This window comes from Kribbella sp. NPDC050470, from assembly GCF_044458365.1.
GTDB lineage: Bacteria > Actinomycetota > Actinomycetes > Propionibacteriales > Kribbellaceae > Kribbella.
Window position 1 is genome coordinate 1 of the sequence record NZ_JBITHV010000003.1, and the last position, 24140, is coordinate 24140.

Sequence of the window (24140 nt, forward strand, 5' to 3'; positions counted from 1 at the left end):
GCTCCCTCCCCGGCTCGGTTCAAGCCAGGATCTCTCCGGGAAGCTGGTCAATTTTCAGTTGCCGCCCACTGGTCAGTTTTCAGCTGCCGTCGACACTCGAAGGCGTGAACCAGAGCCGGCGCGTCCCGGTCCGCTGCGGAGAGAGCTCCGGCGTACACCGTGCTGACCGTCGCGCCGTTCCGCCCGAAGGGATCTGGTGCACGATGCGTCGCGAGTGCACGCCATATCGAGCGCGTCGAGCGCCTCCTGCGTCGACGAGAGGTCGCGTCATGGCGGAGATGCTGGGTTGCCCCGGCGCTCGCCGTCCGCAAACGGTGAGCTGGCGCGCACCCCACATCGCCACCATCGCCGACGCATAGCGCGGCGGACGACATGCCGAACGACGCGGTGCCGGCCGCGAGTGGCCTGGACCGAGCGCGCGCGGCGTGCGGCCTCGCGCACCTCCACACAGAGCGCGAAGAACAGTTGGGGAGTTCGGCGGTGTTGCTCGGGGCGCGGCCCGTGGTGTCGGTCTGCGTGCGCGGACCGCGGTGCTCGTTGTGGTGACGATCGCGCTGCTGGTGAGGATCGCGCTGCTGGTGGGTCGTGAGGACCGCGGCGCCTGTCGGTGGTGACGCCCGGGGCGTGGAGCGGCGCGGATCCCAGCGGCGACGCGGCGCGGTCCCCAGCGGCGACGCGGCGCGGACAGCTCCGTCGGGGTCGCCGTGGAAGCGTCAGGCTCTTGCCTACAGGTGCGACCGAGGAGGATGCGCTGGGCTTGCTCCGACTCCGCCTCCGACTCCGCCTCCGACTCCGCCTCCGACCCCGACTCCGGCCTACGGTCCGCCCTTCCGGCTCCGGTTCCAGCACCGGTCCTGGGGCCCGGGCTTCCGCTCCAGGGATTCGAGCTCCCGTCTTCGAGTTCCCGTTTCGAGCCCATCGCCTTCGAGCCCTCGCCCTTGAGCCCTCGCCCTCGAGGCCCCGCCTTGGAGACGCCCGCCTTCGAGGCGCCGTCTTCGGGTCGTCTGCGCCACCGCGGGAGTCGGCCGTACGACGATCTTCGTCGCAGCGTTCCTGTCTTCGGGTTCCAGCTCCGAGTCCGCCCCGGCTTCCGGGTTCCGGATTTCGGTGTCCGGCCGCACTGGTCACCGTTCCGGGGTGCGGGCCGCCCGCGGTGGGAGGTGATCGAGTCCGACCGTTCAATTGACCGGCTCGGGGTGATCGCGGCTGCTCCGCAGGGTGGCCGCGGTCCCGTCGGCTCGGTCAGGTGGTTCCAGTCAGGTGGTCGAGCTCAGGTGGTGGGTGACTGATTCCGCAGCACCACCCGCGGCGCCTCGCTCAGAGGCCTGCTCAGGGACGCCGGTCAAGGGCACTCGAGGGGTGCGCGTCGGCCGGGGCCGGGAGGTGGCGGCGGGGTGAATCTGTCGTCTCGGGTGGCACGTGGTGCCGGCTGGGTGGGACTGGTGTCGGGACTTGTGGTGTGGTCCGGCGACGAGGTGGCAGGGGTGAGCCAGGCGGTCGGGTGCTGGGCCTGCTGGGTGTCCCACCGTGCACGACGTGTTCGGCCATGCTGCTCTGGTTGGAGCTTCGGTGTGGCGGGGTGGGGACTGGGGGCTAGGGGTCTCGGTGCGTGATGGGGTGGCACCGGGGTCAGCTCGGGCACCTTCAGCCCTGGACCTTCGCGCCCGAGTGGATTGGGGGTTGAGGGGCGGAATTCCTCCGTCAGCGGGATTCTGGGCGAGGTGGTGTGGCGGTCGTGGGGTGGATTTGGGTGGGTTGGTGAGGAGAGGTGGTTCAGGAGGCGGGTTGCTGGTGGGTGGCGGGGAAAGCGGCGCGGGGTGCGGAGGGCGATCCTTGCTCAGGATCGTGCTCACAGAGGAATTTCGGGGGGGGGGGTCGCGTCGCCCGGGGGCTGGGGCGCGCGGCAGGTGATCCGTTGGCGGGCGCAGCCCGGGGAGCGGGATTTGTCGACAAATTTACTTGGGGATTTGCGGTGGATGTTTCATGTGAAACATCGGGGTCAGGCGGCTAGTTCGTGGGTGGTCTTGCGCTCGGCGTAGAAGGAAAGGAAGGGGATGGTGCCGGCCAGGGCGACTAGGACCAGGCGGAGGAAGGACCAGCGGACGCGGCGGAAGAGGTCGAAGGTGGCCAGGAGGTAGACCACGTAGAGGAAGCCGTGCATCGGGCCGATGACGTTCATGGCGCTGGGGTTGTCGGCCAGGTACTTCAGGGGCATCGCCACGAAGAGCAGGAGGAGGAGCATCACGCCGACGATGTACGCGATCACGCGGTAGCGGGTGAGTGCTCCGCGGACGGCCGGGGTGAGCGGCTGCGGGGTGGCGGAGGTGGCGGGGTCGGCTGGTGAAGTCACGCTGAAACGGTACCGCTTGACTCCACAGGCTTCTCAGGCTGGTTGGCGGTGCCAGCATCTACAGAGCCAGACTTCCGGACCCAGTACTTCCCGGCCCAGTGCCCACAGTCCCCGCACTTGCAGGCCCGGTGCTCGCAGGCCCGGTGCTCGCGGGCCCGGTGCTGACGGAGCGGGTTCTGACGGTCCCGGTGCTGACGGAGCCAGTGCTCACGGACCCGGTGCTGACGGAGCGAGTGCTTACAGACGCGGCACTTGCAGGCCCGGTGCTGATGGAGCTGGTGCTCACAGAGTTGGTGCTTACAGGCCGAGCAGCTGCAGGGGTGTGCTTACAGGCCTGCGCTGACGGAGCCGGGGGTTTCGGTTGGGGTTTCGGTGGGTGGGGTGGGGTCTTGGTCGGGGTCGGCTTCGGCGGGGTCTTCGGAGCGGCGGGCGTCTTGGACCATGCGGGTCCACATCCAGAGGGTGAAGGCGGCGAAGATCCACCACTGGAAGGCGTAGGCGACGTTGCGGAGGCCGGCGTGGTCGGTGGGGGGAGCGGGGGGCGGTACGACGGCCGGCGCCGGCTGCGGCGTCGTACCGGAGTCGAGGGAGGTTTGTACGACGAAGGCGTCGTAGATCCGGTAGTCGACCATGTGGACGATGGTCGGGATCCGGAGGGAGGGGAGGACTCGACTGGCGGCGTCAGCGGAGGCGTCCTGGGCTTCGGAGGCGGCTACCGCGCCGGTCAGGGAGACCGGGCCGGTCGGCGCCTTGGCGGCTGGATCTGAGGGGGAGGAGACCCACCCACGGACCACCATCACCGCCCCTTGCCCAGCGGGAGAGTTGTCCAGCATTACGGGGGTGACAACCCAGAGGCCGTCTTGGGTGCCGTTGCGGCGGTCGGTGATGAAGAGTTGGTCGGCGGCCGGGCCCCAGGTGCCGCTCACGGTGACGCGGCGGCCGACGGCTTTGGAGGGGAGGCCCTCGTCGATGGAGAAGAGCGACTGGAGCGCGACCGGCGCCCCCTCGGCGCGCTTGGCGGTCGCGGCTGCGGTCTTCGACTGGTAGACCTGCAGCTGCCACACGCCCATCACCGACATCACCGTGGCGAGCGTCAGTGCCAGCAGGAGCAGCCCGAACCACCGCGGCGTGAACGCTGTCCGCCAGAAGGACTGCTCAGGCATCAGGACCTCAACGAGCCGCGGCAGCAGCCAGCAGGTCGCGGCACAGCACACCGAGCTCGATCCCGGCGGCCTCCGCGGCGAGCGGGACCAAGGACGTCTCCGTCATCCCCGGCGCCACGTTGACCTCCAGGAACCACGGAATCCCGGACGAGTCGACGACCAGGTCCGACCGCGACAGGTCCCGCAGGCCCAGCGCCTCATGTGCCGTTACAGCCGCGGCGGCACACGCCGCAGCCACGCCCGCATCCAACCGAGCCGGTACGACGAACTGCGTGGCGCCGGCCGTATACCGGGCCTCGTAGTCGTAGAACCCCGAGTCCGGCCGGATCTCCACCGCCGGCAGCGCCCGCGGTCCGTCGCCGGTGTCGACGACGGTCACCGCAACCTCGGTCCCGTCGATGTACTGCTCGATCAACGCGACCGGCCCGTAGGCGTAGCAGTTCACCATCGCCGACGGCAGCTCGTCCGTCGACCGCACGATCGAGGCGCCGAGCGCGGATCCACCACGCGCAGGCTTCACGACCAGCGGCAGCCCGATCTGCTTGATCACGGCCTCCATCAGCAGACCGGCGCCGAGCTCGCGGAAGGTGTCGTGTCCGAGCACCACGGAAGCGGGCGTGCAGAGTCCGGCTGCGGACACCATCGTCGACGCGACGGGCTTGTCGAAGGCGGTCCGGCACGCTGCCGCGGCGGCGCCGACGTACGGAACGCCGTACAGGTCGAGGACCTGGCGGAGGGCGCCGTCCTCGCCGGTGACGCCGTGCAGGACGGGGAAGACCGCGTCCGGCGGATCGTCGCGGAGCCGTTCGACCAGGTTGGCGTCGACGTCGCGCTGCTCGACTTCCACGCCGACGCTGCGCAGGGCGTCGGCGACCCGCCGGCCGGACCGGAGCGAGACGTCCCGCTCGTGTGACAGTCCGCCTGCCAGTACCAGCACTCGACCCAGATCACTCATCACAAATATCCCGATCACTCGTGGACGACTCCGGCTCGGTCGCCGGTCCCGAGGCCCACTGGAACGGTACCCCTACCGTGTCAGGGACCCCCGGCCGCCCGCGGATCCATTGCGCAACCTTTGCGCAATGTCGCTAGCTCAGCTCCGGCCCGGGAGCGTCGTAGTCGCGCCTCGGCCCGGGCGTCATCGGCCCGAAGGTCTGCCGGAGCTCGAGCTCCTCGTTGACCACCGCAGCCAGCCGTCCGACCCCTTCGACGATCCGTGCCGGGGTCGGATGGCAGTACGACAGCCGCATGCACTGCGACCCGAAACCGTCGGCGAAAAAGGCGGTTCCGGGGACGTAGGCCACCCGGGCGGTGACCGCCCGCGGCAGCATCGCCTTCGCGTCCAGTCCGTCCGGCAGGGTGAGCCAGACGTAGAACCCGCCGCCCGGCCTGGTCCAGGTCGTTGCCGCAGGCATCTTCTCGGTCAGCGCCCCCAGCATCGCGTCGCGGCGCTCCCGGTACATCTCCCGGAACTGCTTCACCTGCCCGAGCCAGTCATGCCGGCTCAGGTACGACGAGATGGCGAGCTGACTGAACACCGGGGGACACAGGGTCGCCGACTCCTGTGCCAGCACGAGCTTCTCGCGGACCGCGTGCGGCGCGACCGCCCAGCCGACCCGGAACCCCGGTGCGAACGTCTTCGAGAACGAGCCGAGGTAGATCACGCCTTCGCGATCGTCGGCCCGCAAGGCGCGGTACGGGTCACCGTCGAAGCCGAGCAGGCCGTACGGATTGTCCTCGAGCACCAGCAGGTTGGCCCGCTGGCAGATCTCCAGCACCCGGGCGCGCCGCTCGACCGAGAGCGAGACGCCGGCCGGGTTGTGGAAGTTCGGGATCGTGTAGAAGAACTTGATCCGCTTGCCTGCGGCCCGCACCGACGCGATCGCCTGCTCCAGCGCCTCCGGCACGACGCCGTCATCGTCCATCGTGACGTGCACGACCTCGCACTGGTACGCGCGGAAAACGCCGAGGGCCCCGACGTACGACGGAGCCTCGCAGATCACCACGTCGCCCGGATCGCAGAACACCCGGGTCACCAGGTCCACCGCCTGCTGGCTGCCGACCGTGACCACGACGTCGTCCGGGTGGGCGTCGATCCCCTCCAGCCGCATCACGTCGCAGATCTGGTCCCGCAGCGTCGGGTCGCCCTGGCCGGAGCCGTACTGCATCGCGGTCGCGCCGCTGTCGATCACCAGGTCGCGGACCGCGCCGCCGACCACGTCCAGCGGCAGGCCGCCGATGTTCGGCATCCCGCCGGCCAGCGACACCACCTCAGGGCGGCTGGCGACGGCGAACAGGGCGCGGATCTCCGATGCCGTCATGCCCTTGGTGCGTGCTGCGTACCGATCGACGTAGTTGTCGAGACGCGTCTGCCGGACATCGGGCAGGTCAGCACTCACGAAGCCACTCCAACAGGTGATCGAGGGGAAGTCACCAGGTTACGCCGACCCACCCAAGCGCGCCTGGGCTGTGGATCTGCGTGACCTCTCACTACCATGCCTTATAGGGGCAGGTTCGACCACGCCGTGATCTGGCTGCTGAGACGGCCGGACGGCGGGTGCGGCCTGAGAGGTGGATGCGGAAGGCGGATCGGATGAGCGTGGGCAAGGCAGCCGGATGGACGCTCGGCGGACTGTTGCTGGGCGTGCTGGCCGGGTTCGCGGGCGAGCTGTTCCGGCGGCAACCGGCCGCGAAGGTGCAGCAGCGGTACGTCGCTCCGGAGGCGGCGGAGACCCCGGACGCGCGGAAGCCGGCACCGGCTCCCGCCCCGGCGGCACGATGAGCGACTCGACGATACGCGAGGCGATACTCACCGTGACCAAAAGCACAAGCTGTAGGACCAGAGCCCGCTGATGGCCCGACGGCTCGAACCGCTGACGCTCGCCAATCTCGGCGAGCTCCCGGTGCCGTGCCGTGACTGCGTGTTCTGGGAGCTGGACCCGGTAGCCGCCAAGCAGGCGGCCCGGACCGGTGACACCGGCCTCGAGAAGGAGGCCTGGTTGTCCCAGTTGCTGCTCGACTGGGGTAGCGCCGGCGTCGTGCTGTACGTCGACGACGAGCCCGCCGGTTTCGCGATATACGCCCCCGCGGCGTACCTGCCCCGGATCCAGGCGTTCCCGACCGCGCCGGTCAGCCCGGACGCCGTCGTACTGGCGACCGGGCGGGTCCTGCCGCGGTACCTGGGGCTCGGGCTGGGGAAGATCCTGGTGCAGGCGGTCGCGAAGGACGTGCTGAAACGGGGGTTCCGGGCGGTCGAGGCGTTCGGAGACTCGCGGTGGGACGGTCCGGGATGTGTCTGGCCGACCGAGTTCCTGCGGGCCGTCGGCTTCGGCGTCGTGCGCGAGCACCCGCGGAACCCACGGCTGCGACTGGACCTGCGGTCCGCGGTCACGTGGCGCAGCGAGATGGAGGCGGCGGTGGAGCGACTGATGGGAGCGATCCGGCCCGAACACACGCCCCCGGCACCGGTCACGGTCCGGGACGCCTTGAGCCGCACACCCTCATGATCTGGCGTCTGCTGGCGGACGTGATGTTCGTCCTGCACGCTGCCTTCCTGCTGTTCTTCGTGCTCGGCGCCTTCTTCGCCTGGAAGTGGCCCAAGCTGATCTGGGTGCATCTCGGCATCGTGGTCTGGAGCCTGGCGATCGTGGTCATCGACTACGACTGCCCGTTCACCGGAGTCGAGAAGTACTTCCTGCGCAGGGGTGGCGAGAGCGTCTACGAGGCCGGGTACATCAACCACTACCTGGACGGCACGATCTGGCCCGAGGGCGCGACCCCGACCGCGGAGAAGATCGGCTTCGCTCTCGTCGTGATCGGGTACGTCGGCTTCTTCGTACTGCGGCACCGCCGTCGCAAGGCCGCCGCGCAGCCCGATGTCAGGGGAGACTCAGTGGGACCCCGGACGTGATCCGGACGGTCCGTCTCCATACTGGAGGCGTGTCCAGCACTGTCGACGAGTACCTGACCGGACTGAGCCGCGCACTGCCCGGCCCGCGCCGGCGCAAGGACGACCTGCTGGCCGAGGCGCGGGACCACCTGACCGACGCGACCGAGGCCTTCGAGGCCGACGGTCTCGACCGGCGCAGCGCTGAGCGCGAGGCCGTCGCCGACTTCGGTGCGCTCGACGAGGTCGTGCCCGGCTATCGCGCCGAGCTGGCGGTCAGCCAGAGCCGGCGGACCGCCATGCTGCTGTTCCTCGTGCTGATCCTGCAGCCGATCGTCTGGCAGGAGAACGCCTGGAGCTGGAACCAGGACCCGGTCCAGGAGACTGCGCTCAACGACTTCCTCCAGACGCTGGTCCGGAGCATCGGGACGGTGTCGATCGCCGGCGCCGTCCTCGCGGTGATCGGGGCCGGCGTCGGGATGCGCTACCCGATCGTCCGCGACCGGATCAGCCGGGTGACGGCGCAGTTCGCGATCGCCAGCTCGGTGGTGATCAGCGGGATCGGGGTGGGGATGGCGTCGACGAGTACGCGTCCGGGCACCTTGCTCGACTACGCGGTCGTGTCGAGTTTCGTCGTACTGCCGCTGCTGTTCGTCGGGCTGCAGGCCGGGCGGACCTTACGCCTGGCCCGGGCGTAGCACGCCTTCCACGACAGTGCGGAAGGTCAGCCACTCCTGCTTGCCTGAGGCAAGCATCTTCTGGCCGGCCGAGGTGAGCTGGTAGGTCCGGCGCTTCCGCCCGCCGACCGTACTCCACTCACTGGCCAGGTAGCCGGCCCGCTCGAGCCGCCGCAGTGCCGGGTACAGCGTGCCGGTCGGCAGGTCGAGCTCGCCGCCGCTGCGCTCCAGCAGCGCCTCCATGATGGCGTAGCCGTGCAGCGGCTCGTCCTCGACGACGGCCAGGATCATCGGGTCGAGGTGTCCACGCAGCGCATCCGCCTTCATGTAGCCAGTCTACTCATATGTCTGTTACTGTCGAGAGGCAACATGTAGCGAATCTACTTATTAAGGGAGGCGCAAGCCATGACCGTGGACACTCCAGTACGGCGACAGCCCGGGAAGGAGGGTGGACGCCCTGGGCTGCTGCACCGGGTGTCCGGCTGGTCGATGCGGCACGCCGGCATCGCCGTACTGCTCTGGGTGGTGGCCCTGGTCGCCGTGACGGCCGCCTCGAGCCTGATCGGCGACAACTACCGCAACGACAACTCGCTGCCGGGGACCGACTCCCAGCGGGTGACCGACATCTTCCGTGAGCACCAACCGCAGGGCGACACCGCGTCAGTGCAGATCGTCCTCCACGCCGACAACGGCCTGGCGGCAGAGAAGCAGCGGATCGCGTCGATGCTCGCGGTCGTCGGCGACCTGCCACACGTGGCCTCGGTAGCCGACCCGTTCACCGCTCCGGGATCACTGTCCCAGGACGGACGTACGGCGTACTCCACCGTCGGACTGGAAACGACGGTCGAGGAGATGCCGATCGAGGACGTGCGGACGATCATCGAGCGGTCCCAGGACTTCGCACAGCCCGGCCTGCAGGTTGAGGTCGGTGGGGACCTGGCCCGCTCGGCGGCTGAGAGTGAGGGTGGTGCGGCCGAGGGAGCCGGCATCCTGGCCGCGCTGGTGATCCTGGTGTTCCTGTTCGGGTCGTTGCTTGCGGCAACGCTTCCGCTGCTGACCGCGGTGTTCGCCGTCGGCGGCACGCTCGGCCTGCTGGTGCTGGCGTCGCACCTGTTCACGGTGCCCGACTACACCGCGCCGGTGATGATGCTGGTGGGTCTCGGGGTCGGTATCGACTACGCGTTGCTGATCTTCTCGCGCTACCGCCACGAGCTTTTGAAGGACGGGACCGATCGGGCGAGCGCCGCGATGGTTGCCCTGGACACTGCCGGCCGCTCGGTGATGTTCGCGGGATGCACGGTGGTGATAGCGCTGCTCGGTCTACTGGCGCTTGGCCTCGGTGCGCTGCAAGGAGTCGCGCTCGGTGTCACCCTGACCGTGCTGATGACGATGCTGGCGGCGGTGAGCCTGCTGCCCGCGCTGCTCACGCTGTTCGGCAAGCGAATCGAGAAGAGTGTCCGCAAGCATGCTGCAAAGAAGCGCCGTACGCCCGGTGATGGCTGGCGGAAGCTGGCGGCAGTCGTCCAGCGGGGGCCGTGGGTGCCGCTGGTGCTCGGGACGGCCGCGCTGATCGCGCTGTCGCTGCCGGCGTTGGACATGCGGCTCGGGTTCGCGGACGCGGGCACGGACGACCCGGCCAAGACGAGCCGCAAGGCGTACGACCTGCTGGCCCAGGGCTTCGGGCCAGGGTTCAACGGGCCGCTCGTGGTGGTGACCGAAGGCGATGCGGCTGCAGCGCAGGCGCTCGGCCAGACGCTGCAGAAGGATCCGAACATCGCAGCCGTGACTCCGCCGCAGCTGACACCCGACGGCAAGGTCGCGACCGTACTGGCGTTCCCGAAGTCAGCTCCTCAGGACGCGGCGACCAGCGAGCTCGTCGAACGGCTGCGCGACGACACACTGCCGGCCCTCGAGTCGCAGACGAACGCGACGTACCTGGTCGGTGGTGCGACTGCAGCGGCCGACGACTTCGCGTCCGCGGTCAGCAACCGGCTGCCGATCTTCGTGCTGGTCGTGGTTGGGTTGTCGGCCCTGCTGCTGATGGCGGTGTTCCGGTCGATCCTGATCCCGCTGAAGGCAGCGGTGCTCAACCTGCTCAGCATCGGCGCCTCGCTCGGCGTCATCACGCTGGTCTTCCAGCAGGGCTGGTTCGGTGCGCAGCCCGGTCCGATCGAGGCGTTCGTCCCGGTGATGATCTTCGCGATCGTCTTCGGGTTGTCGATGGACTACGAGGTCTTCCTGGTCTCCCGGATCCATGAGGAGTGGCGGCGTACCAAGGACGCTCGGGAAGCGGTCCGCGAAGGGCTGGCGAACACCGGCAGCGTGATCACCGCGGCGGCCGCGATCATGATCGTGGTGTTCGGCGCGTTCCTGCTCAGCCCGGACCGGATGCTGAAGCAGTTCGGGCTCGGCCTGGCGACCGCCGTACTGCTGGACGCCGTGCTGATCCGGTGCGTGATCGTGCCGGCCGTGATGCGCCTGTTCGGCAACCGCGCCTGGTGGCTGCCGCGCGGCCTGGACCGCGCGCTGCCGAAGATCGCGTTGGAGAAGGAGTAGCGGTCAGACCGTGAGTTGGCCGAAGCGAAGCATTCCGGTGGCCGCGTCCTGCTCCGGCGGCAGGTAGACCCGCTGGATCGCGACCACGATCGCTTCGGCCACCACGTCGCGGAAGGCGGGGTCGGCCAGCCGGGCCGAGTCGTGCGGGTTGGTGACGTACCCGATCTCGAGCCGGACCGCGGGCATCTTGGTCCGGCGCAGCAGGTCCCACGTCTTGGCGTGCGTCCGGCAGTTCAGCAGGTCGGTGCGCGCCACGATCTCGCGCTGCACCAGTCCGGCGAACTGCTCGCCGACGCTGGACGAGGCACCGTGCAGGTCGTTGCCGTAGTAGTACGTCGCGACGCCCTGCGCCTCCGGGTTCATCGACCCGTCGGTGTGCAGCGACACACAGAGGTTCGCGTCCGTCTCGTTCGCGAACGCGGCCCGGGCCAGCTCGTCCGGCCCCTGGTCCCGCCCCCGCGACAGATACGCGCGTACGCCGGTCGCGCCGAGTCGACCCTCGATCCGGGAGGCCAGGTCGTACGCGACGTCGGACTCGCGCAGGCCGAAGCCCTCCCAGCCGTAGTCGAAACCGCCGTGGCCGGGGTCGATCACGACGGTCTTGCCGGACAGCCGCGGACCCGCGGCCCGGACCGCCTCGGAGGCGCGCAGCGCGTCCGGCCGGCCGCCGGTCGCCATCGGCCTGATCCGCTGCAGCGCCTTGAACGTCGACGGACCGCACGTGCCGTCGGCCGGCAGGCCCATGTTGCGCTGGAACTCGGTCACCGCGCGCTGGGTGTCCGCACCGAAGATGCCGTCGATCCGGGCCACCGCGAAGCCGAGCTCCTGCAGCTTCGCCTGTAGCGCCAGCACGTCGTCACCGGTCAGCGGGTGCGAGACGACGTACGTCAGCAGCCGGTCACCCAGCCGCCAGCGCGCGTCGTCGATCGCCCGGTAGGTCTGCGGACCGACGATCCCGTCGATCATCAGCCCGCGTTGCTGCTGGAAGCCCCGCACAGCGTCCGCGGTCGCCTCGTCGTAGACGGCGTGACCGCCTTCCAGCAGGCCGAGCCGCTGGAGCTTGCCGATGATCTCGGCGACGGCCTCACCGCTGTCGCCGATCCGGTACACGCCGTGGGGGCCTTCCATCAACTGCTCCTTGCCGTGTGGCGGACGGGGGTTGTCCGGACCTCAGGAGGTGAAGTCGGCCAGCTCCTTGAGCAGCGCCGCCTTCGGCTTGGCGCCGACGATGGACTTGGCCAGCTCACCGTTCACGTAGACGTTGATGGTAGGGATACCGGTGACGCGGTAGTTGCTCGGGGTGACCGGGTTCTCGTCCACGTTCATCTTCAGGAAGGTGATCTTGTCGCCGTGGTCCTGGTTCAGCTCCTCCAGGATCGGGGAGACCTGGCGGCACGGCCCGCACCACTCGGCCCAGAAGTCCACCAGCACCGGCTTGTCGCTCTTCAGCACGGTCTGGTCGAACTCGGCGTCGGTGACGGCCTTCATCTTCTCGCCCACGGGCGTATCTCCTTCAGTGATTGTCAGGGTCAGACGGTGACAGGCTCGGTGGCCGCGGCGGCGGCCGCGGTGGCCTCGTGCTCGAGGGTGGCCAGGAAGCGCTCGGCGTCCAGGGCGGCCGCACAGCCGGTGCCGGCGGCGGTGATCGCCTGCCGGTAGGTGTGGTCCACCAGGTCGCCGGCGGCGAAGACGCCGGGCAGGTTGGTCTCGGTGCTGCCCTCGCGGACCAGGACGTAGCCCTCCTCGTCCAGGCGCACCTGGCCCTTGACCAGCTCCGAGCGCGGGTCGTGCCCGATGGCGATGAACAGGCCGGTCACCGGCAGCTCCCGGGTCTCACCGGTCACGGTGTCCCGCAGGGTGAGGCCGGTCAGCTTGTCGTCGCCGTGGATCTCGGCGACCTCGGAGTTCCAGGCGAAGTCGATCTTGTCGTTCGCGAACGCCCGGTCGGCCATGATCTTGGACGCGCGCAGCTCGTCGCGGCGGTGGATCAGGGTGACCTTCTTCCCGAACCGGGTCAGGAAGGTGGCCTCCTCGACGGCCGAGTCGCCGCCGCCGACCACCGCGATCTCCTGCTCGCGGAAGAAGAAGCCGTCACAGGTCGCACACCAGGACACGCCGTGCCCGGACATCCGCTCCTCGTCCGGCAGACCGAGCTTGCGGTAGCCCGAGCCCATCGCCAGGATCACGGTCTTGGCCCGGTGCTCGGTGCCGGCCGAGTCGGTGACGGACTTGATCTCGCCCGTCAGGTCCATCGAGACGATGTCGTCCGGCACCAGCTCGGCGCCGAAGCGCTCGGCCTGGGTCCGCATCTCGTCCATCAGCGCCGGGCCCATGATGCCCTCGCTGAAGCCGGGGAAGTTCTCCACCTCGGTGGTGGTCATCAGCGCACCGCCCGCGGTGACCGAGCCCTCGAAGACGAGCGGCTCGAGCCGGGCGCGCGCGGCGTACACGGCGGCCGTGTAGCCGGCCGGTCCGGAGCCGACGATGATGACGTTGCGGACTGAGTCGCTCATGCAGGCGTTCCTCGTGTCGTCGAGACTGGTACGTCGTACTCAACGGATCCTAGAGGCCGACCATTCCCACGGTACCCATGGCGGGGCCGGGTGAGTCCAGCGGCGTCTCAGCGATTGCGAAGGGTCACCGTGGTGTCGTAGAACGGGCTGGCTGCCCCGCCCGGATCGCTACAGCCGGTGACCACGAACAGCTGGATGTCACGGGGCGAGCCGCCCTGCAGGCCGATCAGGATCGACCGGCGGCCGTCGACCTTGACGGGCTGGACCAGCTGGACGTTCGGGTTCGGCCGGCCGGAGGCGAAGGTGCGGGCGCAGGCGATCTCGGTGGCGGTGCCGTTCAGCAGCGCTCCGTTGGTCTTCTCCAGCCACTGCTGGGCTTCCGGACCGACGTCCTTGGTGGTCATCGTCGGCACACCGGTCGGCAGCGCGGCCGTCGGGTTGGTGGCGTCGCTGCCCTGGTCCTTCGTGGCGAAGACCACACCGACGCCGATCGCCGCCACGACCACGACACCGGCGGCCACGGTCAGCAGCTTGGGGATGTGCCGGCGCGGCTCCTCGCGGATCTGGACCAGCGAGTGCACGCCGACGGTGGACGATCGCAGTACAGACTCCGAGACGATCACCTGGTCGAGGTGCTCGGCGACGTCGGCCGGCATCGGGATGTCCGCGCGGCCCTCCTCGGCGAGATCCTCGGACAACTGCGTCAGCGCGTCGAATGTCTGCTGACACTCCGGACATGCCTTCACATGCTCACGAGCTCGATGCGCCTCGGGCGCGGGCAGCAGGTTCTCGATCAGGTCGGCGACGGTATCCGTGTCCAGGTGCTCGAGGTGCTCACTGGTCGGCAGACCGGGATCGGTCATCGGGAACTCGCCCCCTCGCGGGAGATGCCCAGGATCGGGCGCAGAGTGATCATCGGAATACTCCGGGTCGAGGCATGAAGGCTAGGTCGCAGCCCAGGACTCCCCTCATGCTCCGGTGCGTGCTGCGCGGCACTCGGTGGGCACCTCGCTGCACTGAAGCAAAGGTCACGATGCTCCGCATCGAAACCTTCACTTCAGTACACCGAGGCACTCCACCGAGCACCTGCTCGCGACTGCACCGGAGCATGAGGCGAGTCCTCGGCGACTCCGCTTCGACGGAGTACCCAGTCATTCGGTTCCCACCGCTTCGGTGGCAGTTTTCTGCGGTACGTCGGACTCGTCGGCGCCGGCCCTGGTGGTCTGCCAGTGCCGGAGTAACGGCAGCAGCCGAGCGCGGCCGCGGGCGCAGCGGCTCTTCACCGTACCGGGTGCGCAGCCCAGGATGGCGGCGGCTTCCTCGATCGAGTAGCCCTCCATGTCGACAAGGACGAGGGCACTGCGCTGGTCCTCGTTGATCTGCTTGAGGGCGTTGAGCACGTCCAGCCGGCGCTCACGAACCTCGGCCGGGTCCTCCTCGGCCGGGCCGGCCAGCTCGGCGGCACGGTCCTCGTCCTCCGGCAGCGGGTCGGCGGCGCGGACCTGACGGCGGCGGATCCGGTCCAGGCAGGCGTTCACCACGATCCGGTGCAGCCAGGTGGTCACCTTGGCGTCCCCGCGGAACGAGTCGGCCCGGCGGAACGCCGAGATGAACGCCTCCTGCAGCGCGTCCGCGGCCTCCTCGGGCTCGCCCAGGGTCCGGATTGCGACCGCCCACATCCGGTCCCGGTGCCGCCGGACCAGGTGCCCGAACGTGTCCGGGTTGCCGGCCACGTGCAGCCGGAGCAGCTCGTGGTCGTCCATCTGGTCGTAGCTCACCGGCCCAGCATGCCCTTCCTGCTGGGCGACCGGCTCTGCCGCGCCGATCCGGGTGACATCAGGCGAGGTCATTTCTGGATTGTGACCTCCGAGATCTCACCGCGATAGCCGTTTCCGGCCTTCGGCAGCTTGGTCAGCCAGACCAGCACGTACTGCGTCTCGGTCGCCTTCGACAGCGTCAGCACCGAGCTGCCCGCGGGCTGGTCCTCCTCGCTCGCGACGGACGTCCAACCGCTCAGGGCAGTCGGCGACTTGGTCGGGTCCTTCGGCACCATGATCTCCAGGTCGGTCCCGTCACCCTTGAGTGCGACCGCCACCTTGGACACGCTCGTCGGCGCGCCCAGGTCGTAGATGATGCCGACGCCGTCCTTGAGGCCACCGAGGTTCGGCTTGTTCCGGTACGTCATGGTGTCCCAGGTCGTGTCCGCCTTGCCGTCGAACGTGTTGCGCACGTCCTCCGGGTGCTCCTCTTTGTCGCCCTGCGGGTCGAAGTCCTTGCCGCCGACGATCTTGACCGGTCCGGCGGCGGCCGGCGGAGGCGCGCTGCTCTGCGGAGCGGTGGTCTTCCCGGCGTCGTCCGACCCGCCGGACCCGTCGTTCAGGCCGCCCTTGAGCAGGAACTGGGCCATCGCGATCACCGACAGCAGCGCCAGCACGGCGAGCAGGATCAGGATCCGGCCGCCCCAGGAGCCCTTCGGCTTCGGCTCGTCGCGGCGCCGGTGGCCGTTGCCGTTCGACGGCGGTGGCGGCTGCCGGCGGACCGGTCGGGTCTCGGTCGCAGGCTGGTACGCCGAGTGCGACTGTTGACCGTTGGACTGGTACGCCGAGGGCGTCGGGTTCAGCGCGGGCGGCGTCGGCGGGACGACCTGGGTTGCGTCGTCGATGCTGCCGTTCTGCCGGGCGATCGCGACGGTCTCGTCCATCTGGCTCGGCGGCTCGTGCGAGCTGCCGACGACACCGGACAGGGCCGCGGACAGGCCGGCCGCGCTGGTGATCGGCGGCGCGTGATGCCGCGGCGGGTCACTGAGCAGCCGGTCGCTGATGTCGTCGAGCGACCGCGGCACGCCGGCGCGCACCTGGCGCGGGCTCAGGAGCCGGCCGTGCTCCACCGGAGCGGGCTGCAGGCCCCAGGCGGGCGCAGGACCTGGCCAGCGGCCAGTAAGAGAGGCATAGAGCAGCTCACCGAGGGCGCGGACGTCCTGCTCGGGCGAACCCGGACCGGTCGAGCGCAGCGCCGCCTCGGTGGCGAGACCGACGACCTTGATCGCTCCGGCGTCGGTGACGACGACGGTCGCGGGACTGATCGATCCATGGGCGAGACCGGTGCGGTGCAGGTTCTCCAGCGCTTCGGACACCTCGCGGGCCAGCCAGCCGGCCTGCTGGCCGGTCAGCGGTCCACTGCTGAGCATCCGCTCGAGCGGGCGGCCACCGGCCCACTCGCGGACGCAGTACGTGACGCCATCGTGCATGTCGCAGTCGAGCACCCGCAGGAAGCGCGGGTCGGCTGCCGCGGCGGCGCGCCGGGCGGCGTCGAAGAGCAGGTTGGTCCGGGGGTCGCCGACCGGCAGGACATCGACTACGACGGCCCGGCTGAGCACCTCGTCCACCGCTCGCCACACCCGCGCACCGTCGATCTCCGCGAGCAACTCGGCGATCCGGTAGCGGCCGGCCAGCAGGGCACCAGGACTGACTGTCTGGTTCGACACGTGTCTCTCGCCCTCTCCTAAGTGCCCGGCAGCCTGATCGCAGCCCCCATGCTAGTGCCCCCGTCAGCTACTGACGTGTGCACGAGTGCACAAGCGGATCGGTTCAGCGTCGACCGGGGAGTTTCGATGTGACCAGTGACACCACGTCGTTGACCTCGTGGATGCGCAGTACCCGGGCGATCCCGGCGTACACCGGGAGCATCACGAGCGCCGCAACCGCGAGCTGGAGGAGTGCGCCCACCGGTCCGGACCAGTCGACCGCCGTGTTCAGCAGCCAGAGCGCGCCCCGGCCGACGCCTACCGCGAGTACCGCAGCGATCACCATTGCGAGCAGCGGCAGCCCGATCCCGGCGCCGTGCACGCGGGGGACCTTGCGGCGCAGCACCGGACGGGAGATCAGTACGGCGACCAGGTAAGCCAGCGCGTACGCCCCGCCGAGCACCACACCGCTGAACCGCAGGTGCGTCGGGTCCAGCAGCACCCGCACCCCGATCACGGCGGCCGCGATGTTCGTCGCCGCGATCACGCACTGCAGAAAGAACGGTGTCCGGGTGTCCTCGTACGCGTAGAACGTGCGCAGCTGGAAGTACTGGATGGTGAACGGCACGAGGCCCAGCGCCAGCGTCATCAGCGTGTACGACATCAGCGTCAGGTTGTTCTTACCGGAGCCGTACCCCGCGATCACCGTCACGATCGGGTAGGCGAACGCGATCATCGCGGCGGCCGCCGGGACCACGATCGCCAGCGTCTGCCGGGTCGACCGCGCCGCGAGCCGGCTCACCTCCGTGACGTCGCCGTCGGCCGCGTACGCCGACATCTGCGGCAGCGCGGCCGTCGCCAGCGACACCGTGACGATGCCGTGCGGCACCAGGATGATCAGCATCGCCGTGCTGTACGCGAACAGGCCGGCCTTCGCTCCCGGGTCGTCCGAGGCACTACCCGCGATGGCGAGCTGCGTGACGATCACCAGCGTCACCTGGTTGACCGCGACGAACAGGACGGTCCAGATCCCGAGCCGGGCGGTGTGCCCCAGCCCGGTCCCGCGCAGCCCGAACTTCGGCCGGTACAGGTGCCCGCTCGCCGAGAGGTAAGGCAGCAGCACCAGCAGTTGTACGGCGATCCCGACCGTGTGCCCGATCCCGAGCAGCAACTCCTCGCCGTGGCTGTAGGTGGGCGGGTTGTCGCCGGTGCGGTAGACCAGCAGGAACACCACGATCGACGCGCACGCGACGATGTTGTTCGCGATCGGCGCCCACATCATCGGGCCGAACCGGCGCCGCGCGTTCAGCACCTGGCCGACCAGCACGAACGCGCCGTAGAAGAAGATCTGTGGCAGGCAGAGCCGGACGAACATGATCATCGACGCCCGCTCGGGCGCCCGCGACGGGTCGTTCAGCTCCTTCGGCATGTACAGCTCGGCGATGAACGGCGCCAGCAGCACGCACCCCACCGTCACCACGGCGAGTACGACGAAGCCGAAGGTCAGGATCCGGTTGGTGAAGTCCTGGCCGCCGTCGTCGTGGTTCTTGATCGCCCGCACCAGCTGCGGCACCAGCACGGTGTTGAACACCCCGCCGGCCAGCAGGATGTAGAGGCTGTTCGGGATGGTGTTCGCGGCGGTGAAGATGTCGTTGCGGAGCGCGGAGCCGATGGCGGCCGCGAGCAGGGCGATCCGGACGAATCCGAGCAGGCGGGACAGCACCGTTCCGGCTGCCATCACCGCCGCGGATCGCAGGGTGCGGTCAGCCATCCTTCGAACCGACTCCTTCTTTCAGGGAGGCGTCCGCCGCGGTCTCGGGGACGGTGTCCGGCACCCCAGGCTCGGGCTCGGGGTCGATCGGCGCCGGGTGCAGCGGGTCGGCAGCGGCCTCCGCGGCCGGCGCCGGGTTGCGGCGCTCGGTCCGGATCCGCCGGTAGATGCGGACGAACGACGTACCGAACAGCAGCGCGCAGGCGGCGCCGACCAGGATCCAGCCGACACTGCCGTACTGCGCGGCCTCGATCACCAGCTCCTGCGACGGGCCGACCGGGCGACCGGAGGCGGTGACCACCTGGGCGTTCGCCCGGATCACGCCGTTCTGCTCCGCACTCGCCTCGATCAGGTACGTCGCCTTGCCGCGCGGCGGCAGCACCTTCGTCTGCAGCGGCTTGATCCGCAGGTCGGTCCGGTTCGCCGGCGTCACCTGGATGCCGACCCGGATCGACTCGTCCAGCTGGTTCGAGACGGTCAGCGGGAAGGTGCCCTTGCTGCCGGCCAGGTTGACCTTGATCACCTTGTGCTGGTCCTGCTCGCTGGAGTTGACCAGCTCCACCTTGGCCAGCTGCTGGTTGACCGAGCCGGTCTCGATCGCGGTGAACTGCCGCGCCTCCTCGGCGTACCCGCGCCAGCCGTTGGACGCCGAGCGCAGCCGCGCGCGCTGGATGTTCTCGTCCAGGTTGTCCTGATCGGTCAGGAGGTTCCGCAGGGTGAGGGTGTCGTCGTTGAGCCGCTTCACGGCGTCGACCTGGCCGCTGGTGAGCGACGGGTTCGACCGGGGTGCGTTCGGCGCCCTGGTGGTCTGCGGCCTCGTGGTCGCGGCGACGATCTGGTTGACGTCGGTGGTGGTAATCCACGGCAGCGAGAGGTTGCCGGCGATCGCCGCGGTCGCGTTGCCGTCGGCATCCCAGCCGCGTGGCGGCAGCGCGACCACCGACACCGGCGTCGTGCCGCCGGCGGCCAGCAGCGCGGTCTCGGCGGCGAACCGCTGCCGGACCTGCAGCGGGTTCTCGGCGGTGTTCAGGTCGGGGCCGCCGGAGGTGAGGGCCGAGTTCGCGATGACGGTGCGAACCTCTTTCTTCGGACCCTCCGGGGTGAGCACGTTGTAGACGGGGGACGGGTTCAGGGCCGGCCGTTCGGCGGTCACCCAGGCCGAACTGCCGACCAGGTTCAGGTCGGTGTCCCGGGATCCGCGGAAGCCGGACGAGGCCGCGGCCAGGTAGCGGCTGCGGGCCGCGCCGTTCTCCAGCCACAACCCGTTGGTGAAGGCCGCCGGGACGGTCGACCCGGGGGGCGCGAGGTTGTACTCCTCGCTCTCCGCCCGGGCCTCGCCGACGATCTTGCTGACCGCGTCCGGGTCCGCCGGGTCGCTGGCGTCGATCAGGCTGGCCACGTCCGGGTCGCCGTACGGGAGCAGGACGACCTGGTTGCCCCGGACCCGGCTGGCGTCGAGCTCCTTCAGCCAGGCGGCGACGACGGCCTGGCCGGCGCCGGGCGTGGTGTGGTTGTCGTCGCCGACGACGACGTACCCGTCCTCGATCCGGCGGGCCTCGTCGAGCATCGAGGGGTCGACGAGCCAGGTGACCTTGTGCGTCTTGCCGAGGGCAAGCAGTCGGCCGAGCGGGCCGTTCGGCGCCATCGACTGGGCCAGCGTGTCGTTCGCGAACCTGGTCCCGCCCAGTTGGGTCGGGCGATGGCGCAACGGGATCACCAGGGCGGTGTTCACCTTGCGGGTCAGCGGCTCGGCGCCGATCACCGGCATCAGCGTCCGGGCCCGGCCCGCGGTCACCCGCTGGCTGTTGTCCTCGTCCGGCTGCCCGCGGAACACGACGCCGACGACGTAGGCACCGGTCTGCTTGCTGATCTGCCACTCGCTCCACGGCACGGTCAGGGTGAACTGCACCGATGCCTTGGGCGCCAGCGGAGCGCCGAACTGCTGGAACGTGCCGGACTCGAACGTAGTCATCCGCTCACAGCTGTCCAGCTCGCTGGTCGGCACGTCCTGCTCGGTCGGGACGGCGGCGATGTCGGCGTTTGTGGCCAGCCGCTTGCGGTCGATGCAGGCCAGCGCTTGCGGGTCCCGGAACGTCATCTCGCTGGTGTTCGTGACCCGGCCCTTGATCACGACCTCCTGGCCGGGAGCCGGCGCGACCGGGGCGAACGAGTCGACGGTGACGTCGACCACGGGGTCCTCGACCGGCGCCGCCGACGAGGGCGCTGTCCCGAGAACCGCTGCCGACGCAGCGATCAGCAGGCCCGCAACCGCCGCAGCGGAGAGCCTCAGTCGCCGTCTCAACACGCCGTCACCGTAACCTAGTTTCCCGTGTCACCATTCGCCGACCAGTCAGCCTCCGCCGGATCGTTGTCCGCCGTCCAGCAACGGGCCGTCCGGACCCTGCTGGAGATCGCGCCGGTCGTCGACGAGCTCGGCGCCCGCTTCGCCGGCGCCGGCCACGAGATCGCCCTGGTCGGCGGCCCGGTCCGGGACATTCTCCTCGGCCGGGGGAGCAAGGACCTCGACTTCGCCACCTCAGCGCACCCCGACGTGATCGAGCGGTTGCTGTCCGGCTGGGCGGACCACATCTGGGACATCGGTAAGGCCTTCGGAACGATCGGTTGCCGCAAGGGCGACTGGGTGCTGGAGATCACGACGTACAGGTCGGAGTCCTACGATCCCACCTCGCGCAAGCCGGAGGTCGCGTACGGCGACAGCCTCGAGGGCGACCTGTCCCGGCGCGACTTCGCGATGAACGCGATGGCTGTGCGGCTGCCGGCCCGCACGTTCGTCGACCCGTACGGCGGGATCGCGGACGTCGCCGCCCGCCGGATCCGCACCCCGGGCACCCCGGAGGACTCGTTCTCCGACGACCCGCTGCGGATGATGCGGGCGGCCCGGTTCGCCGCGCAGCTCGGGTTCACCCCGGACCCCGCGGTGGTGGCCGCAATGACCGCGATGGCCGAGCGGATCACGATCGTGTCGGCAGAGCGGGTCCGCGACGAGCTGATCAAGCTCGTGATCTCCGACCACCCCCGGATCGGCCTTGACCTGCTGGTGGCGACCGGCCTGGCCAAACACGTGCTGCCCGAGCTGCCCGCGCTCAAGCTGGAGCGGGACGAGCACCACCGGCACAAGGACGTGTACCAGCACTCACTCACCGTCCTCGATCAGGCCATCGACCTCGAATCACGTCTCGATGGTCCGACGCCCGATTTCATCGTTCGGTTCGCCGCGCTGATCCACGACATCGGAAAACCGAAGACCCGCCGGTTCGAGGACGGCGGCAAGGTGACGTTCCACCACCATGACGTGGTCGGCGCGAAGCTGGCCCGGAAGCGGATGAAGGCGCTCCGGTTCAGCAACGACCAGATCGACCAGGTCGGCAAGCTGGTCGAGCTGCACCTGCGGTTCCACGGCTACGGCACCGGTGAGTGGACCGACTCCGCCGTCCGGCGCTACGTCCGCGACGCCGGCGACGTGCTCGACCGCCTGCACATCCTGACCCGCGCCGACTGCACCACCCGCAACCGGCGCAAGGCCGAGGCGCTCCGGGCCGCGTACGACGACCTCGAGGCCCGGATCGAGCGGCTGCGGGAGCAGGAGGAGCTCGATGCCCTGCGCCCCGATCTCGACGGCAACCAGATCATGGAGATCCTCGGCATCCCGGCGGGGCGCGAGGTCGGGCAGGCGTACAAGTTCCTGATGGACCTTCGCCTCGACCAGGGGCCGGTGGGTGAGGAGCGCGCGCGGGCGGAGCTCCTCAAGTGGTGGTCGGAGCGGGATTAGATCTCCTGCGCCGGGACGGACTCGTAGGCCTTGGCGATCACCGCTGCCGAGGCGGCGTGCTCGCCGTACGTGGTGGTGCCGTGGTCGGTCGTGATCGAGGCGACCGGTAGGGCCGGGTCGATCGAGTTCGTCAGGTAGGCGGCGTCGTACGTTGAGAGCTCGTCCAGCGGGACGCGGGTCGTCGTGTGCGTGGCGAGGCCGCGTTGCAGGACCTGCTGGCGGATGCCGGGGAGGGCCGGGGCCGACGGGAAGACGATGTCGGTGCCGCGGGCGAAGCAGATGTTCCAGATGGACGCTTCGGAGATCTCGCCGGCGGCGGTGTGGAAGACGGCGTCGTCGTACCCGTCTCGGCTGGCGAGGTTCGCGTAGTACGTCAGGTCGAAGGTGCCGGTGTGCTTGAGGTGCGGGACGGCGCGCTCGTGCCGGAACGCGCGCAGTCGTACGGGTCGTACGCCGGGTTCAATCGGTGGACTCACCCGGATCAGTAGGTGAATCACGGTGGTCGCGAAGACGTTGACGCGGAGGGAGAGGTCGCCGGCGCCGCCGTGATCAAGGGCGGCGCGCAGGTCCGCGCGGACGCGATCGGCGGCGAGTCGTTGGCCGAAGACCTCTCGGGTACTGCGATCCAGGCGGTCGAAATGCCGGTCGAGACCGTCCACCCGGCCGTCGCGGACCTGCATCGACGTGAAATGCCCGAAGCTCGTTGCGCGGAGCACCATCGGATCGACCGTACGCAGGGGTGTGCCGTCGAGCAGCAGCGAATCGCTCACAGGACACTAGTGTGCGGGTGTGGACGTCTTGAGCATCATCGGGTGGGGTGGCTCCGCACTCGTCGTCTGGTCCCTGCTGCAGACCCGGATCCTGCGGTTACGGCTGCTGAACCTGGTCGGCTGCGTGATCCTGGTCGGTTTCAACGCGGCGATCGGCGTCTGGCCGATGGTCGGCATGAACGCGGTCCTGGCCGTGATCAACCTGGTCCACCTCTGGCGGCTGCTCCGGCACCGGCACGACGAGGCGGAGTACCAGGTCCTCGAGGTCGGCTCCGGTGACGCGTACCTCGGCCACGTCCTTGCCCAGCACCAGAAGGACATCAGCCAGTTCAACCCCGGGTTCACCCAGAGCGACAGCCCGTACGCCTTCCTGGTCCAGCACGGCGACCGCACCGTCGGCGTCGTCCTCGCCCACGACGCCGGCGACGGCCGCGCCCAGATCGACCTCGACTACGTGGTCCCGAAGTACCGCGACTTCACCCCCGGCGAGTTCGTCTACCGGCGCAGCGACGTCTTCACCGACCACGGCTTCCACCAGGTCCTGGCCCCACCCGACATGCGCGACTCCACGCCGTACCTCACCAAACTCGGCTTCCACCGAGACGGCCCACACCTGGTCCTGGATCTGCCCCGGGCCTAAAGGTCCTTGGCGTAGCAGAGGGAGGCGACCTCGTTCTCGAAGGGTGGGTACGGCGGGATCGAGGCGTAGCCGTGGTTGGTGTAGAGGGCGATGGCCGCGGTTTGGTGGGTGCCGGTCTCAAGGCGGAGGCGGGTCAGTCCGGTGGAGCGGGCGTGGGACTCCACGGCGTCCAGGAGGACGCGGGACAGACCCCAGCCGCGGGCGGTCGGGTCGACGTACATGCGCTTGATCTCGCCGATGCCCGGGGCGACGGGTTGCAGGCCGACGCAGCCGACCGGGGTGCCGTCGAGCAGGAGCAGGGTGAAGGCGATGTCCGGGTGGAGTGCGACCAGCGGCTGGTCCTCGCCGTACATCGCGGCCAGTTCGGCCTGCTGGGCGGTCGTCAGCGCCACCAGGGCGGGGTCGGTCCCGGGAACCGCGCGCAGTTCCATTCCCTCGATCAGCTCCACCGTCATGCGTCCAGACGGTAGCAATCGGGCGTGACGCTCCTGTTTCGCCAATCTCTCCACGGACGCCGACGACCGTGAGGCAACCCACCGCAACCAGTTGGTCGCGCTCAGC

Annotated in this window: 22 protein-coding genes; 7 read left to right on the forward strand and 15 right to left on the reverse strand. The window is 69.6% G+C overall.

The window, feature by feature from the left end; all coding sequences use genetic code 11:
* Positions 1-1999 precede the first annotated feature (1999 nt).
* From ACIBGM_RS08395 to ACIBGM_RS08410, 4 genes are all read right to left on the reverse strand, one after another.
* Entirely contained in the window at positions 2000-2350 is a 351-nt protein-coding gene (locus ACIBGM_RS08395; RefSeq protein WP_396384920.1) for a DUF3817 domain-containing protein, read from the reverse strand.
* A 326-nt stretch (positions 2351-2676) separates the two neighbouring features.
* Positions 2677-3513: an SURF1 family protein gene (locus ACIBGM_RS08400; RefSeq protein ID WP_360513739.1), complete on the reverse strand. Its 837-nt coding sequence runs from the start codon at positions 3511-3513 to the stop codon at positions 2677-2679.
* A 7-nt stretch (positions 3514-3520) separates the two neighbouring features.
* Positions 3521-4468 carry a D-alanine--D-alanine ligase gene (locus tag ACIBGM_RS08405; RefSeq protein ID WP_396384921.1) on the reverse strand — a complete coding sequence of 316 codons (948 nt, stop codon included), beginning with the start codon at positions 4466-4468 and terminating at the stop codon, positions 3521-3523.
* 133 nt (positions 4469-4601) lie between these two features.
* A complete protein-coding gene (locus tag ACIBGM_RS08410; protein ID WP_360513745.1) occupies positions 4602-5912 on the reverse strand; it encodes a PLP-dependent aminotransferase family protein in 1311 nt (436 codons plus the stop codon).
* A gap of 194 nt (positions 5913-6106) precedes the next feature.
* On the opposite strand from ACIBGM_RS08410, the gene ACIBGM_RS08415 reads away from it, so the two are divergent.
* The 4 genes from ACIBGM_RS08415 to ACIBGM_RS08430 all read left to right on the forward strand — a co-directional run bounded on the left by ACIBGM_RS08415 (position 6107) and on the right by ACIBGM_RS08430 (position 8097).
* Positions 6107-6295, forward strand: a complete 189-nt coding sequence (locus ACIBGM_RS08415; RefSeq protein WP_337000627.1) for a hypothetical protein — start codon at positions 6107-6109, stop codon at positions 6293-6295.
* A gap of 70 nt (positions 6296-6365) precedes the next feature.
* Complete coding sequence (locus ACIBGM_RS08420) at positions 6366-7019, forward strand: GNAT family N-acetyltransferase (protein ID WP_360513750.1); 654 nt, start codon at positions 6366-6368, stop codon at positions 7017-7019.
* Complete coding sequence (locus ACIBGM_RS08425) at positions 7016-7423, forward strand: DUF2784 domain-containing protein (RefSeq protein WP_360513753.1); 408 nt, start codon at positions 7016-7018, stop codon at positions 7421-7423. Before ACIBGM_RS08420 ends, ACIBGM_RS08425 begins: the two co-directional genes overlap by 4 nt.
* 29 nt (positions 7424-7452) lie before the next feature.
* On the forward strand, positions 7453-8097 hold the full coding sequence (locus ACIBGM_RS08430) for a permease prefix domain 1-containing protein (RefSeq protein WP_360513756.1): 645 nt from the start codon (positions 7453-7455) through the stop codon (positions 8095-8097).
* On the opposite strand, the gene ACIBGM_RS08435 is transcribed toward ACIBGM_RS08430, so the two are convergent.
* Positions 8077-8403, reverse strand: a complete 327-nt coding sequence (locus ACIBGM_RS08435) for a PadR family transcriptional regulator (RefSeq protein ID WP_396384922.1) — start codon at positions 8401-8403, stop codon at positions 8077-8079. The genes ACIBGM_RS08430 and ACIBGM_RS08435 overlap by 21 nt on opposite strands.
* A gap of 78 nt (positions 8404-8481) precedes the next feature.
* Here ACIBGM_RS08435 and ACIBGM_RS08440 point away from each other — a divergent pair, with 78 nt between their 5' ends.
* On the forward strand, positions 8482-10632 hold the full coding sequence (locus ACIBGM_RS08440; protein WP_396384923.1) for an MMPL family transporter: 2151 nt from the start codon (positions 8482-8484) through the stop codon (positions 10630-10632).
* A 3-nt stretch (positions 10633-10635) separates the two neighbouring features.
* On the opposite strand, the gene ACIBGM_RS08445 is transcribed toward ACIBGM_RS08440, so the two are convergent.
* From ACIBGM_RS08445 to ACIBGM_RS08480, 8 genes are all read right to left on the reverse strand, one after another.
* Positions 10636-11760, reverse strand: coding sequence for an N-acetylmuramoyl-L-alanine amidase (locus tag ACIBGM_RS08445; RefSeq protein WP_360513765.1), 1125 nt, complete (start codon positions 11758-11760; stop codon positions 10636-10638).
* Positions 11761-11802: 42 nt separating this feature from the next.
* Positions 11803-12132: a thioredoxin gene (gene trxA / locus ACIBGM_RS08450; protein WP_360513768.1), complete on the reverse strand. Its 330-nt coding sequence runs from the start codon at positions 12130-12132 to the stop codon at positions 11803-11805.
* A 29-nt stretch (positions 12133-12161) separates the two neighbouring features.
* Positions 12162-13145, reverse strand: a complete 984-nt coding sequence (gene trxB / locus ACIBGM_RS08455; protein ID WP_360513771.1) for a thioredoxin-disulfide reductase — start codon at positions 13143-13145, stop codon at positions 12162-12164.
* 107 nt (positions 13146-13252) lie between these two features.
* Positions 13253-14008, reverse strand: a complete 756-nt coding sequence (locus ACIBGM_RS08460; RefSeq protein WP_360513774.1) for a hypothetical protein — start codon at positions 14006-14008, stop codon at positions 13253-13255.
* A gap of 288 nt (positions 14009-14296) precedes the next feature.
* On the reverse strand, positions 14297-14995 hold the full coding sequence (sigM, locus tag ACIBGM_RS08465; protein WP_360513777.1) for an RNA polymerase sigma factor SigM: 699 nt from the start codon (positions 14993-14995) through the stop codon (positions 14297-14299).
* Positions 14992-16629: a protein kinase family protein gene (locus ACIBGM_RS08470; RefSeq protein ID WP_360513780.1), complete on the reverse strand. Its 1638-nt coding sequence runs from the start codon at positions 16627-16629 to the stop codon at positions 14992-14994. Before ACIBGM_RS08470 ends, sigM begins: the two co-directional genes overlap by 4 nt.
* A 103-nt stretch (positions 16630-16732) precedes the next feature.
* Positions 16733-18379 (reverse strand): murein biosynthesis integral membrane protein MurJ, encoded by a 1647-nt coding sequence (murJ, locus tag ACIBGM_RS08475; RefSeq protein ID WP_360513783.1) that lies wholly within the window; start codon positions 18377-18379, stop codon positions 16733-16735.
* A complete protein-coding gene (locus ACIBGM_RS08480) occupies positions 18372-20684 on the reverse strand; it encodes a hypothetical protein (RefSeq protein ID WP_396384924.1) in 2313 nt (770 codons plus the stop codon). The genes murJ and ACIBGM_RS08480 overlap by 8 nt, the downstream gene beginning before the upstream one ends.
* Positions 20685-20747: 63 nt before the next feature.
* On the opposite strand from ACIBGM_RS08480, the gene ACIBGM_RS08485 reads away from it, so the two are divergent.
* A complete protein-coding gene (locus ACIBGM_RS08485; protein WP_360515096.1) occupies positions 20748-22169 on the forward strand; it encodes a CCA tRNA nucleotidyltransferase in 1422 nt (473 codons plus the stop codon).
* Here the strand turns inward: ACIBGM_RS08485 and ACIBGM_RS08490 are convergent.
* Complete coding sequence (locus ACIBGM_RS08490; protein WP_360513789.1) at positions 22166-22939, reverse strand: aminotransferase class IV; 774 nt, start codon at positions 22937-22939, stop codon at positions 22166-22168. The two genes, ACIBGM_RS08485 and ACIBGM_RS08490, sit on opposite strands and share 4 nt — an antisense overlap.
* Positions 22940-22958: 19 nt before the next feature.
* Here ACIBGM_RS08490 and ACIBGM_RS08495 point away from each other — a divergent pair, with 19 nt between their 5' ends.
* Positions 22959-23579: a hypothetical protein gene (locus ACIBGM_RS08495; RefSeq protein WP_360513792.1), complete on the forward strand. Its 621-nt coding sequence runs from the start codon at positions 22959-22961 to the stop codon at positions 23577-23579.
* Here ACIBGM_RS08495 and ACIBGM_RS08500 read toward each other — a convergent pair.
* Positions 23576-24034: a GNAT family N-acetyltransferase gene (locus tag ACIBGM_RS08500; RefSeq protein WP_360513795.1), complete on the reverse strand. Its 459-nt coding sequence runs from the start codon at positions 24032-24034 to the stop codon at positions 23576-23578. The genes ACIBGM_RS08495 and ACIBGM_RS08500 overlap by 4 nt on opposite strands.
* Positions 24035-24140: the final 106 nt, after the last annotated feature.

Excerpts from the sequence above, each read along its gene's own strand:
- ACIBGM_RS08460 (WP_360513774.1), bottom strand. The coding sequence starts at position 14,008 with ATGACCGATCCCGGTCTGCCGACCAGTGAGCACCTCGAGCACCTGGAC.
- ACIBGM_RS08405 (WP_396384921.1), bottom strand. The coding sequence starts at position 4,468 with ATGAGTGATCTGGGTCGAGTGCTGGTACTGGCAGGCGGACTGTCACAC.
- ACIBGM_RS08435 (WP_396384922.1), bottom strand. The coding sequence starts at position 8,403 with ATGAAGGCGGATGCGCTGCGTGGACACCTCGACCCGATGATCCTGGCC.
- ACIBGM_RS08500 (WP_360513795.1), bottom strand. The coding sequence starts at position 24,034 with ATGACGGTGGAGCTGATCGAGGGAATGGAACTGCGCGCGGTTCCCGGG.
- trxB (WP_360513771.1), bottom strand. The coding sequence starts at position 13,145 with ATGAGCGACTCAGTCCGCAACGTCATCATCGTCGGCTCCGGACCGGCC.
- ACIBGM_RS08445 (WP_360513765.1), bottom strand. The coding sequence starts at position 11,760 with ATGGAAGGCCCCCACGGCGTGTACCGGATCGGCGACAGCGGTGAGGCC.
- sigM (WP_360513777.1), bottom strand. The coding sequence starts at position 14,995 with ATGACCTCGCCTGATGTCACCCGGATCGGCGCGGCAGAGCCGGTCGCC.
- ACIBGM_RS08425 (WP_360513753.1), top strand. The coding sequence starts at position 7,016 with ATGATCTGGCGTCTGCTGGCGGACGTGATGTTCGTCCTGCACGCTGCC.
- ACIBGM_RS08400 (WP_360513739.1), bottom strand. The coding sequence starts at position 3,513 with ATGCCTGAGCAGTCCTTCTGGCGGACAGCGTTCACGCCGCGGTGGTTC.
- murJ (WP_360513783.1), bottom strand. The coding sequence starts at position 18,379 with ATGGCTGACCGCACCCTGCGATCCGCGGCGGTGATGGCAGCCGGAACG.
- ACIBGM_RS08415 (WP_337000627.1), top strand. The coding sequence starts at position 6,107 with ATGAGCGTGGGCAAGGCAGCCGGATGGACGCTCGGCGGACTGTTGCTG.
- ACIBGM_RS08440 (WP_396384923.1), top strand. The coding sequence starts at position 8,482 with ATGACCGTGGACACTCCAGTACGGCGACAGCCCGGGAAGGAGGGTGGA.
- ACIBGM_RS08420 (WP_360513750.1), top strand. The coding sequence starts at position 6,366 with ATGGCCCGACGGCTCGAACCGCTGACGCTCGCCAATCTCGGCGAGCTC.